12 protein-coding genes are annotated in these 11,772 nt (G+C 40.4%); all 12 read right to left on the bottom strand.

What is annotated here, in order from left to right; genetic code table 11:
- Positions 1–5 precede the first annotated feature (5 nt).
- The 12 genes from rnc to Q0C76_RS00515 all read right to left on the bottom strand — a co-directional run bounded on the left by rnc (position 6) and on the right by Q0C76_RS00515 (position 11,755).
- Positions 6–707, bottom strand: a complete 702-nt coding sequence (gene rnc / locus Q0C76_RS00460; RefSeq protein WP_295728219.1) for a ribonuclease III — start codon at positions 705–707, stop codon at positions 6–8.
- An 81-nt stretch (positions 708–788) separates the two neighbouring features.
- Positions 789–1,037: an acyl carrier protein gene (acpP, locus tag Q0C76_RS00465; protein ID WP_006916180.1), complete on the bottom strand. Its 249-nt coding sequence runs from the start codon at positions 1,035–1,037 to the stop codon at positions 789–791.
- Positions 1,038–1,076: 39 nt separating this feature from the next.
- Positions 1,077–2,108 (bottom strand): phosphate acyltransferase PlsX, encoded by a 1,032-nt coding sequence (gene plsX, locus Q0C76_RS00470; RefSeq protein ID WP_295728224.1) that lies wholly within the window; start codon positions 2,106–2,108, stop codon positions 1,077–1,079.
- A 27-nt stretch (positions 2,109–2,135) separates the two neighbouring features.
- Positions 2,136–4,166, bottom strand: a complete 2,031-nt coding sequence (gene recG / locus Q0C76_RS00475; protein ID WP_295728227.1) for an ATP-dependent DNA helicase RecG — start codon at positions 4,164–4,166, stop codon at positions 2,136–2,138.
- A gap of 123 nt (positions 4,167–4,289) precedes the next feature.
- A complete protein-coding gene (locus tag Q0C76_RS00480) occupies positions 4,290–5,984 on the bottom strand; it encodes a DAK2 domain-containing protein (protein WP_295728230.1) in 1,695 nt (564 codons plus the stop codon).
- A 26-nt stretch (positions 5,985–6,010) separates the two neighbouring features.
- Positions 6,011–6,373: an Asp23/Gls24 family envelope stress response protein gene (locus tag Q0C76_RS00485; protein WP_295728233.1), complete on the bottom strand. Its 363-nt coding sequence runs from the start codon at positions 6,371–6,373 to the stop codon at positions 6,011–6,013.
- A gap of 131 nt (positions 6,374–6,504) precedes the next feature.
- A complete protein-coding gene (gene rpmB / locus Q0C76_RS00490) occupies positions 6,505–6,693 on the bottom strand; it encodes a 50S ribosomal protein L28 (RefSeq protein WP_295728236.1) in 189 nt (62 codons plus the stop codon).
- Between the two features lie 121 nt (positions 6,694–6,814).
- Positions 6,815–7,480 carry a thiamine diphosphokinase gene (locus Q0C76_RS00495; RefSeq protein WP_295728238.1) on the bottom strand — a complete coding sequence of 222 codons (666 nt, stop codon included), beginning with the start codon at positions 7,478–7,480 and terminating at the stop codon, positions 6,815–6,817.
- Positions 7,481–7,531: 51 nt separating this feature from the next.
- Positions 7,532–8,185 (bottom strand): ribulose-phosphate 3-epimerase, encoded by a 654-nt coding sequence (gene rpe, locus Q0C76_RS00500; protein WP_295728239.1) that lies wholly within the window; start codon positions 8,183–8,185, stop codon positions 7,532–7,534.
- Between the two features lie 16 nt (positions 8,186–8,201).
- Complete coding sequence (rsgA, locus tag Q0C76_RS00505; RefSeq protein ID WP_295728241.1) at positions 8,202–9,071, bottom strand: ribosome small subunit-dependent GTPase A; 870 nt, start codon at positions 9,069–9,071, stop codon at positions 8,202–8,204.
- 12 nt (positions 9,072–9,083) lie between these two features.
- Positions 9,084–11,006: a Stk1 family PASTA domain-containing Ser/Thr kinase gene (pknB, locus tag Q0C76_RS00510; RefSeq protein WP_295728244.1), complete on the bottom strand. Its 1,923-nt coding sequence runs from the start codon at positions 11,004–11,006 to the stop codon at positions 9,084–9,086.
- Positions 11,007–11,023: 17 nt separating this feature from the next.
- Positions 11,024–11,755, bottom strand: coding sequence for a Stp1/IreP family PP2C-type Ser/Thr phosphatase (locus tag Q0C76_RS00515; RefSeq protein WP_295728246.1), 732 nt, complete (start codon positions 11,753–11,755; stop codon positions 11,024–11,026).
- Positions 11,756–11,772 lie beyond the last annotated feature (17 nt).

The raw sequence follows: 11,772 nt of genomic DNA on the forward strand, positions 1-11,772 counted from the left end.
CCATCTTATTTTGTCGCTGGCCGTAGTTTCTTCAGCGCCTGGGCAGCAGCATCCATCTCAGCGTGCTTTTTGGATGACCCAGTTCCCTGAGCAAGCACCTTACCATCCGCACTCACATTGACCTTAAATTCTGGAGCATTTTCAGAACCGGTTTCATCAAGGAGATGGTATTCAATATCAACATCACCATCGCGTTGCAAAAATTCCTGTAAACTAGTCTTTGCATCAACCGCGTGGTCAAACCATCCCATGTCTAATTTAGGAAAAATCACCCGCTGAATGAACCGTTCAACGGCATCACGACCTTGATCAAGGTATAAAGCACCAATAAAGGATTCAAAGATATCACATAACAGTCCGGGACGCTTCCGTGCGCCAGCCATCTCTTCGCCTTTTCCCAGCCTGATATATTGATCAAAATGACATTCCTTGGCAAATTTTGAAAAGCTATCTTCGCAAACCATCGCGGCACGTAAACGGGTTAGCTTTCCCTGTGGCAATTCTGGATAACGTTGATAGATATATTCAGAAACAAATAGTTGCAAAACCGCATCACCCAAGAATTCAATGCGTTCATAGTACTTCAAATTTTGCTCTGGATGTTCATTCACATATGAAGCTTGGGTAAAGGCTTCTGCTAACAAATCTGGATTTTCAAAATGAATATCGAATTCGTCTGCTAGATATTGTTGTAATTCTGTAATCATTCCATTTCCCTTCCTAAAAAAAGCCGCCGATGAATTAATCTTCATCGCGGCCCACATCATAATATTACCGTAATCATCATTTTACTTGTCGTTTTGATGGGCAGCAATATAATCAACTACTTCACCAATGGTGCTTAACTTTTCCGCTTCAGCGTCATCGATTTCTGCCCCAAAGGTATCTTCAACTTCTAAAACAAACTCTACAAAGTCAATTGAGTCAGCATCGAGATCTGTCTTCAAATTTAAATCATCGGTAATCTTGGCACGATCAATGTCAAAGTGGTCAGCAACAATTGCTGATACTTTATCAAAGATTTCATTTTTTTCCATTGCTAAATACCTCTTATACTTAATAACTACCTACCTATTTTATTCGTTTTTTTCCCCGTTGTCTATGGTTTCTTCTTTACTAAAGAAGGCGACAGTTTGATCAATAACCTTAGTATTAATCATTGTCCGAATTTGTTCAACTGCTTTCGTAATGGCCGTAACGTCAGCGGCACCGTGAGCCTTTACAACTGGTGCTTTGAGTCCGAGCAAAACCGCACCACCATATTGGGATGGGTTCATTAAATGACCGATTTGCCGAAACGCTGGACGGAGTAAAAGGTAGCCAAGTTTAGCCCGTAATCCACCTTTTAAAATCCCATCTTTAATTAGTGTCAACATCATTCGAATGCTTCCTTCGGTTGCTTTTAAGGCAGCATTAGCAGTCCAGCCATCAGAAACCACCACGTCAGCTTGGCCATGCAAAAGATCACCAGATTCGATATTGCCAACAAAGTTAAGTGACTTTTGACTACTAAGGTCCTGATGAACCGCTTTGTGGAATTGATCTCCTTTGTCGGCCTCAGCACCATTATTTAATAATGCAACTCGCGGATCTTTAACCTTAAGGACATTTTGCGCATAAAAGCGTCCCAAGTGTGCGAACTCAACCAAATTTTTCTCCTTTGACTCAGCATTGGCACCAGAATCTAAGTAAACAAAACCATTCCCTTGTAGGCCCGGTTGAGCAACTGGCAAGATACTAGTTAAACCAGGACGGTCAATTCCCTTAATCCGTCCAATAATGAAAATTCCAGCGGCTAAAATTGCCCCAGTATTTCCCGCAGAGAAAAAGGCATCCGCTTCACCTGTCTTAACCGCGTTCGCTGCTCGAACAATTGAAGAATCCTTCTTGCGTCGAATAGCACGCACTGGCTCTTCTCCCATCGTAATCTCCTCAGTCGTGTTAACTAACGTAATCCGTTTGGAATTTTTAATTAACGGTTTAACCTTTTGCTCATTACCATACAAAATAAATTCCAAATCATCAAATTGATTTCGGGCATTTTCAATTCCCTCAACAATTACTTGAGGAGCATGATCTCCACCCATGGCATCAACTGCTATCTTCATATTCTTTATTCCTTTCTAAATTGATCCTTAGTCAAAATGAGTTGTCAATTCATGGCGAGTTAAATAGTAAACTAACGGTTGATTCTCATCAATACTGTCCCAATGGGGAGTATTAATGAGATTAGCAGCATCTGAACGCGCAGTTTGTAACATTTTCAAATCTGCAATTGGGTCACCAACTTTAAAGTCTGGAATTCCTGATTGCTTGCTGCCCAAAACATCACCTGATCCACGCAGTTCCAGGTCACGTTGTGCAACAACAAATCCATCATTAGTTTCAACCATTGTTTGCATCCGCTTAACCCCATCTTCAGTTTTGGGATCAGCAATTAACAAACAATAACTTTGCTGGTTACCACGACCAACCCGCCCCCGAAGTTGGTGAAGCTGTGCCAAGCCAAACCGATCCGCATCATAAATTAACATGACCGTTGCATTTGGATTGTCCACGCCAACTTCAATCACGGTAGTGGCAACCATCACTTGAATCTGGCGATCCTGAAAAGCCTGCATGACAACCTCTTTTTGCTCGTTATCCATTTGACCATGCAACAGTCCCACGCGATACTGAGGCGAAAAGTATTGTTCAAATTTTTCATAAAGATCTGTCGCATTTTGAACATCTAACGTTTCTGATTGTTCAATCAACGGAGAAACAACATACACTTGCGCTCCGTTGGCTAGCTGACTCTTTAAAAAAGTTAGCGCCTGTTCGGACTGATTGGTTTTTAACCACGTCGTTTTGATAGGCTGTCGTCCAGCAGGGAGTTCATCAATAATGGAGACATCCATCTCACCATAACTCGTGATTGCTAACGTTCGCGGAATTGGTGTCGCCGTCATTGCTAAAACATCAGGATGCTCGCCCTTCATCCGCAATTGCTGGCGTTGATTAACTCCAAACCGATGTTGTTCATCAATAATTGCTAAACCTAAATTGGCGTAATCAACTTGCTCTTGAATTAATGCGTGTGTTCCAATAATCAGATTAATACTGCCCTTTTTTATTTCTTGTAATAGCTGACGTTTCTGACGAGTGTTCATCGAACCAGTTAAAAGGCCAACATTAACATGCGTTCCCGCAAAAATTTTAGCTAATTTTTGTGCATGTTGGGCTGCTAAAATTTCTGTTGGCGCCATTAACGCAACCTGAAAGCCAGCGCTAACCACTGCGTTAATTGCAATCGCCGCAACAATCGTTTTACCTGACCCAACATCTCCTTGCAATAGGCGGTTCATTTGATACGGCTGTCGTAAATCTCGGCAAATCTCATTAACAGCCCGCTTTTGAGCTTTCGTAAGTTCAAATGGAATCGTCTTAATAAAATCACGCAGTTCATCATTATTGTAAAGAATCTGATTGCCATCTTTTTGACGGTGAATACGCCGAATTGCTTGCAAACGTAACTGAAACAGAAAAAATTCTTCATAAGCAGCTGTCCGGCGGGCGATCCGCGCAACCTGACCGTCTTTGGGAAAATGCAAATCGTGAATCATCGTTCGACGATCAAGCAATTGATAACGTTGTCGAAGGCTGATTGGCAATAACGTGGCGATGACGTTTGCATAATTATTGTAGGCAACTCGAATTAACTTCCGAATCGTTGCTTGATGAATATACCTATTTGCTGGATAAATGGCACCCAGTGCTTGGTCATGATCACTAGTTAGAAGTTTAGTGCCCTGAATTTCCTGACGGGCAGCATTCCACGTGCCCATTACGATTACATCTTGATTGATAACAGTTATTTTTTTGAGATAAGGTTGATTGAAATAAACAACTTGAATCACATTACGTCCAACCATCATGCGAAAGGCTAACCTCGTTCGCCGATAGCCGAACCGTGACATCAACGGTTCTGATACGATTGTTCCATGAATCGTTACTTTTTGTTTATCTTTAGCTACTTCCAAATTAGTGGGTGCGAAATCATCGTAACGACTTGGAAAATATGTTAAGAGATCTTCGACAGTTTTAATCCCTAATGTCGCTAAACCTTCAGCAGTTTTTGGACCAACACCACGTAAATTACTAACCGGATCTTGTAAACTTTTCATGATGTCCCCCCCTTTTTGAAAAAAAGAGCGGGAATGAACCGAATTAGGTCAATTTCCCACTCCGCAAAGATTGTCGTTAATCAACGATGAAACGATCATGAACCGATACCTTCGTTACATAACCTATTCAACTGAGATTAAGTATGGATAAACTGGCTGATCACCTTCATACACTTGGACATCCAGCTCATCATCCCACTCTTCAATTGCGCTTTGCAATTGATCAGCTTGTTCTTGGTTACCATCTTCACCATAGTATATGGTAACTACACTACTATCTTCATTAAGCATTTTCTTAACCATTGTTTCAGCTACAATTGGCAAATCATCACCGGTCGTTACAATATCACCATCAACAATGCCGATATAGTCGTCCTTTTTAATGGCAATTCCCTTCACAGTGGTATCACGAACCGCAGTTGTGACAGAGCCGCTCTTAACAGTGTCCAGGGCAGATTCCATCGCATCATGATTCTCATCTAAACTGCTATCCGGGTTGAATTCAAGTAGAGCAGTCATCGCTTGAGGAATCGTTTTAGTATGAACAACTGCTGTGGGGATATCAACAAGGTCTTTAGCTTGGTCTGCAGCCATAAAAATATTACCATTATTTGGTAATACCAAAGCCTGCTTAGCACCACTATCGTTAATTGCATCCGCAATATCTTGAATACTTGGGTTCATCGTTTGCCCACCACTAATAACATGAGTCACGCCTAAACTCTTAAGCAATTCACTAATTCCTTGACCCGCAGCAACAGCAATAACGGCTGTCTCTGGTGCTTCAGTAACCTGTGTATCACTAACTGCCTGTTCCGGTTCCTCAGTTGATGGATCATCTTTATCCATAATTTGTTCTTGTTGCCAACGCATGTTATCAACCTTAACGGTTTGTAAATCACCAAACTGTTGACCCCAACTTAATACTTTCCCCGGATGTTCTGTATGAACATGAACTTTAACAATTTCATCGTCATTAATTACTAATAAACTATCGCCCAGTTTGGCCAAATAGTTGTAGAAAGTATCGTAATCAAATTTTTGAGTAACTTGTTTCCCCCGGCCAATCCGAACCATAATTTGGGTACAGTAGCCGTATTTAATGTCTTCAGGATTCAGCTTTCCTTGAGCACTTTGATGATGTTTAGCATTGATCATTTCATCAATCTGTGCATTATCTGGTTTGGTTTCAACTGTTACCTTACCAGTTAATGCTTCCCAAAACGCATGCAAGACATAGTTTAGACCTTGTCCACCAGAGTCAACAACACCCACTTCTTTTAAGACCGGTAATAGGTCTGGGGTCTTTTGAAGAGCTTTATCAGCGGCTTGACAAATAGTCTCCAAAACGGCAATAACATCGTCCGTCGATTTCACAACATCAATTCCTGCTTGTGCAGATTCACGAACGACCGTTAAAATTGTTCCTTCAGTTGGCTTCATCACAGCCTTATAAGCAGTTTGGGCACCATTAGCATATGCATCGACAAAGTCTTGTGCACGCAATTCTTTCTTGCCCTTGCATCCACCGGCAAAGCCACGAAAAATCTGTGACAGAATGACACCAGAATTCCCTCTGGCGCCCATTAAAAGTCCCTTTGCCAATGAGTTTGCTAAATCACCAACATTCTCGCTTGTATCTTCACGTTCATATTTTGCGCCACTTGCCATTGACATACTCATATTCGTTCCAGTATCCCCATCAGGAACAGGAAACACATTCAAAGAGTTAATAAATTCAGCATTTTGATTCAACTTGGCCGCGGCCGCTTGAACCATCTTACCGAATTCGAGATTTGTAATCTTTGTGATTGCCAAAATATTATTCCTCCGCCTGCAAAAAATTAATTTTCAGAAACACGAACACCTTGAACATTAACGTTCACAGCGTTTGCAGTAATCCCTAACAATGTTTCTAAGTTATATTTCACCTTTTGTTGAACACTCTTGGAGACTTCGGAAATCTTAATCCCATATTCAACAATGATATTCACCTCAACAGCAATGCCATTATCCTGTTGACGAATAACTACACCTTGACTGTAATTATCACGTTGCAAAATTTTATTAAAGCCATCTTTCAATGGGTTGCGGCTAGCCATGCCGACCACACCGTAATTATCAGTTGCTGCACCACCAACTACGGTCGAGATCACATCATTAGAAATATCGATCGTACCCGATTGTGTCTTAATCTTCACTGCCATCCTTATGGCCTCCTTGTCGTGATTATGAATTATCCTGTATATTTTACCACACTTAATCATTGAGACAAATTTAAGCAAACTTGCTTTTTAAATCCAAATAAAAAAGCTGCCAATCGGCAGCCACATTTTATTTAGTTAACACGAGTCACCTTACCCGACTTCAAAGTACGTGCTGAAACGTAAACCTTCTTTGGCTTACCATTAACTAAAATAGTAGCTTTTTGCAAATTAGGCTTCCAGCTGCGACGAGTTGAGTTAAGGGCGTGGGAACGCTTGTTACCAAACTTAGTACTTTTACCAGTAATAAAATCCTTAGCCATGTTGGAACCTCCTCTCCTCATCAGTTTTTTCGTGCACATCACTGTGCTGTAACTCACCTAAATAATTTACCATAGGCAAGCTGACTTTGCAATAGTTTCTTTCAAGCATTTTTACTTGACACTAATCATTACCGTGAATTTGATCATAACTTTGAATGACTGCAACAATTCCTTGTTGGAATGAAAAATGATTGATATGACCTACAAACTCATTACTTGACCAAGCAAACGGAATTTCAGAATTAAAATTTTTTAATGGATATTTTTCATCCGGAAGATTTAAACCACGAACTGGCGTCAAATTTACAAACGCTAAGTATCGCATTCGTGGTTCCTTAATCACCGAATAGGATCCTGGATCATAGAAGCTGACCAAATTTTCACGATCAATAAACCGAATGCGTCTTAAATATTGGCGAAATTCTTTTTGCAACGGCATCAACAAGTTCGCCAATAACTGATCCAATCGTCCACCGGTTCCACCATAAATATTTATTTGCTCAGGATGAAATTCTCGAATGGCCAGGCGAGTGCCATATTGAGTATCAGTAATATCCTTTTCCGCAGGCAATGTCCGCACATCCGAAACCTGTTGCTTTAAGGAATTAAATTCTTGCCGGTTCGTTGAATCAAAATCACCGACGATCACTAGTGGATTAATTCCGTGTTGCAGTAAATATGTTGCACCATAATCAACGCCAATCCAAGGTTCCGACCGATGTTGCAAAACAATCTCTAAGGGAATTTCGGTTGCTGGTCCACCAACCATCAAATTAACAACATTCATGTTTTCACCTACAAAAAAGGTGTCATTACAATGAATGACACCAGTATTTCGTTACTTTGTTGCATTCTTAATTGCATTGATTCGTGCAACTGGATCATCAGCCCCATAAACATATGAACCTGCTACTGCAACCGTAGCACCAGCTTTGTAACAATCCACGACCGTTTGATTATTAACCCCACCATCAATTTCAATATCAAAATTGTAACCATGGTCCTTCTTAAGTTGATTTAGTTCAGCAATCTTATCCACCGTTTCTGGCAAGAATTTTTGACCACCAAAACCAGGATTAACCGTCATCACCAAAACTTGATCTACCATGTGCAAAACTGGCTTAATCATTTCGACAGGCGTCCCTGGATTAATAACCACTTCCGCCTTAACTCCACCATTCTTAATAATTTGTAATGCGCGGTGAATATGTTGGGTTGCTTCCACTTGAACACCAATAATGTCTGCACCCGCATCAATAAATGCTGGGATAATATGTTCAGGATTTTGAACCATCAAATGAACATCTAAAACCATTTTAGTAATTGGACGAATGGCCTTTACAAAACCAGGTCCAAAAGAAATGCTTGGCACGAAACTACCATCCATAATATCGATATGTAAGTATTCAGCGCCACCTTGGTCCACTTTTTCGATATCCTTTTGCAAGTTAACATAGTCAGCACTCAAAATTGATGGTGCAACTTTAATCATAATCTATTACCTCACTTCAGTATTTTGGCTTTTGGTTTTTAATTAGTTCTTGGAATTGAACGTAATTATCATACCTTGACTCTAATATTTTACCATTTTCAACCGCATTTTTCACTGCACACCCTGGCTCTTGAAGATGTAAACATCCCCGAAACTTACATTCTTGTGCTAAACGTTGCATTTCTGGAAATAGTTGTGGCAACTCTTCCTTTGTCATTTGAAAATCTTCATAAGAAGAAAATCCGGGGGTATCGGCAACCAAAGCATCGCCAATTTGCAAAAGCGCTACTTTACGCGTGGTGTGCTTTCCCCGTTTAAGCGCTTTTGAAACTTCACCGGTTGGCAAATCTAGCTTGGGTGACAAGTGGTTCAATAAAGTTGATTTTCCAGCACCGGTTTGCCCCATCATCGTTACCACTTGGTGACTGAGCTGTTGACTGAGTCTTTCCAAATTTGTTTGACAATATGGCTCTTGGTCATAGTAAACGGTATAACCAATTTTTTGATAACCAGTTACAGTTGCGAATAATTTTTGAAAGGTTCCTAAATCTAATAAATCAACTTTTGAAAAATAGATAATTGGCGTGATTGCTTGAGCTTCAAGAGCAATCAGCTGACGGTCAAGTAAATTGCTGGAGAACTGCGGATTAGTTGCAGCAGTAACGACTACAGCTGTATCAACATTTGCCACTAGTGGCCTTACTAATTGATTTTTTCGTGGTTGAATTTCTAGCAAATAGCCATCCGCAAATCTAACATGGTCACCAACGAGCGGTTTAATCCCACGCTTACGAAAATTACCGCGACCACGGGTCCGATAAATCTTGTTGTCAGCAATAATGTCATAAAAACCGCTAAGTGACTGTTGGATAATTCCTTCTTTCAAAAAGTACCTCCGTTAACCCGTAATATTAGTTGCACTCATAATTGTTCTACCATTCCGAATTACTTTATAAGCACCCATTTGGTGGTTCCGTAACGTAAATGGAACATTAATCGTTGTTTCCTGATTAATGGTTATATCTTGATATTCCATTGTTAAATTATGGTAAGCATCGGAAATGTAAACCTGAACCCGGTTTTCTTTCTTTCCCCCATTACCATCAAATGGAATGTTAATCTGAATGTTAGTTGTCTTTAAATTTGCGCCAGTATCAGCTACCTGAACAGCTAGCGTATCATTTTCGGTTAATTTAGAACCAGCCTTTGGCGTTTGCTTAATAACATGATTAACCGCAATCTTGCTAGAATTCTTTTTAGTAACTGTTACTTGCAAATGATGCTTGTTGGCAAAATCTTGCACTTCATTGAGATCCTTATTTTTAAAGTTAGGGATTTTAATTCGATGCGGCCCACGACTCACTGTTAAAGTAATGGCCTTATTATCCGGCTTAACTACTTTGCCGACAGTAACATCTTGCTTCACAATATTTCCTTCATCGACATGGCTGGAATAAACTGCTTTTTTGTTTACAGTGAACCCTTTCGCGCGAAGTTGGGCAGCAGTGTCGTTATAATCATCACCCACAAAATCAGCCATTCGGTAGCTAGCTACGCCATTGCTTAAAATTAAATTGATTGAACGACCAAATCGCACTCGTTCCGGACTATCAATTGCGACAACATGATCCTTATCCACAACCTTACTAGTTGTCCTAGTAATATTGCCTACCCGCAAATGGTGTTTAGCAAGTGTTTTTTCAGCTTGATTTGCTGATAGACCATCCAAATTAGGGACTGTTATTAAACGATTAAAATACCACCCTGCAAATACTAATAGAATAACTGTAATAGCAGCTACACCGAGCCATACCTGTCGCTTAAATGATGACTTGGCCGGATGGCTTGGTTGATTATTACGTACAGTCTGCTCCTTTTTATTGTCACGATTATCAGTACTATCAGTCTGATTTTGAGCTTTCTGAATGGATTTCAAATCCAAAACTTTAGTTTCATCATCACAATGACGATTTTCTTTAAAACATGGTTCATTACTACGACTAGCATCTAGAGAAGTCCGCAAATCAGCTGCCATTTCTTTAGCACTGGAGTAACGTTCTTGAGGATTTTTTGCCGTTGCACGGTACACAACATTTTCCATTGCCTGAGGAATTAATGAATTGTAGTCACGGACTGACGGAATCTGATCTTTAAAGTGCTTTAACGCGATGGAAACGGCATTTTCCCCTTCGAAAGGAACCTGACCAGTCAATAATTCATAGAGAATAATCCCTAATGAATAAATATCTGATCGTTTAGTGGCCACACTTCCCCGTGCTTGTTCAGGGGAAAGATAATGTACCGACCCAACCAGTGTGTTCGTTTGGGTTAGAGAATTATCAAAACTTGCCGTTGCAATGCCAAAATCGGTAATTTTAATATTTTTATTTTGATCAATTAAGATATTTTGTGGTTTCAGATCACGATGGATAATTCCATGTTCATGAGCTGATTCAACAGCTGATAACACTTGTTCCATGATATTGACCACTTGGGGTAGCGGAATCGGGTAATTTTGCGCAATGTATTTTTTAAGATCCATTCCCTCAACGTACTGCATCACCATATACTGCATACCGTTGATTTCACCAACATCATAGACCCCAACAATATTGGGATCATTCAATTGAGTTGCAGCCATCGCTTCACGTTGGAAGCGTTTCTTCGTTTGGGGATCATCACGAAGGTCCAGACGCAGTAATTTAATGGACACTTCCCGATCTAAAACTAAATCATGAGCTAAATATACATTTGCCATTCCGCCCTCACCAAGTGATCGGATAATTTGATACCGATTACCTAGTACATATCCGGGTTTCATATAGCTCCATGCCTCACTTAATTATTTTCGCTAATCAATACAGTAACATTATCTGGGCCACCTGCTTGGTTGGCTAGTGTCACCAAGCGTTGACACTTTTCACCTAATGTCAGCTGGTCAGCACTCAAAACAGTTTTAATCTGTTCGTTACTAACCATCTTAGATAGACCATCCGAACACAGCAAAAATAAGTCGCCAGGATTAACTGGAAAACTATTAACTTCAATTTGTGCATCCTTTGAAATACCGATGGCCCGCGTAATGATGTTGTTTTGCGGTGAAACACGTGCAGCATCTTCAGATAAGTCACCCTTTTTTACTAATTCATTGACTAATGAATGATCGATCGTAATTTGGGTAAGTAAACCATCATGGTAAATATAGCCACGACTATCACCAATATTAGAGACCACTACCTGTTGATCATTAAAAAAGAGCGCAGCAACTAATGTTGTCCCCATCCCATGGTACGAACGATTTTCTTGTGATTTTTTTAAAATTAACGCATTGGCTGCCAACACTTGGTCCTGAAACCATTGCTTGGCTTCTTGGACATTTTGCGGTTGAGCAACCATAAATTGATGGCCCAGCTGATCGATTGCGATCGTCGCAGCAACATCGCCGCTGCGATTACCACCAATCCCATCAGTAACAATGGCAAGTAAGTTTTTACCATTGTGAAAGACCCGCACACGATCTTGATTCTGTGAACGCTGTTTTCCAATGTCAGTTTGATAAGCAGTTTTCATAATCTCAGCAAGTTTCC

Origin of the sequence: uncultured Limosilactobacillus sp. (assembly GCF_934202705.1) — a bacterium.
Classification (GTDB): Bacteria; Bacillota; Bacilli; order Lactobacillales; family Lactobacillaceae; genus Limosilactobacillus.

Bases quoted from the DNA above. Each gene is read 5' to 3' on its own strand.
- rnc (WP_295728219.1), bottom strand. From the start codon at position 707: ATGATTACAGAATTACAACAATATCTAGCAGACGAATTCGATATTCAT.
- acpP (WP_006916180.1), bottom strand. From the start codon at position 1,037: ATGGAAAAAAATGAAATCTTTGATAAAGTATCAGCAATTGTTGCTGAC.
- plsX (WP_295728224.1), bottom strand. From the start codon at position 2,108: ATGAAGATAGCAGTTGATGCCATGGGTGGAGATCATGCTCCTCAAGTA.
- recG (WP_295728227.1), bottom strand. From the start codon at position 4,166: ATGAAAAGTTTACAAGATCCGGTTAGTAATTTACGTGGTGTTGGTCCA.
- Q0C76_RS00485 (WP_295728233.1), bottom strand. From the start codon at position 6,373: ATGGCAGTGAAGATTAAGACACAATCGGGTACGATCGATATTTCTAAT.
- rpmB (WP_295728236.1), bottom strand. From the start codon at position 6,693: ATGGCTAAGGATTTTATTACTGGTAAAAGTACTAAGTTTGGTAACAAG.
- Q0C76_RS00495 (WP_295728238.1), bottom strand. From the start codon at position 7,480: ATGAATGTTGTTAATTTGATGGTTGGTGGACCAGCAACCGAAATTCCC.
- rpe (WP_295728239.1), bottom strand. From the start codon at position 8,185: ATGATTAAAGTTGCACCATCAATTTTGAGTGCTGACTATGTTAACTTG.
- pknB (WP_295728244.1), bottom strand. From the start codon at position 11,006: ATGAAACCCGGATATGTACTAGGTAATCGGTATCAAATTATCCGATCA.
- Q0C76_RS00515 (WP_295728246.1), bottom strand. From the start codon at position 11,755: ATGAAAACTGCTTATCAAACTGACATTGGAAAACAGCGTTCACAGAAT.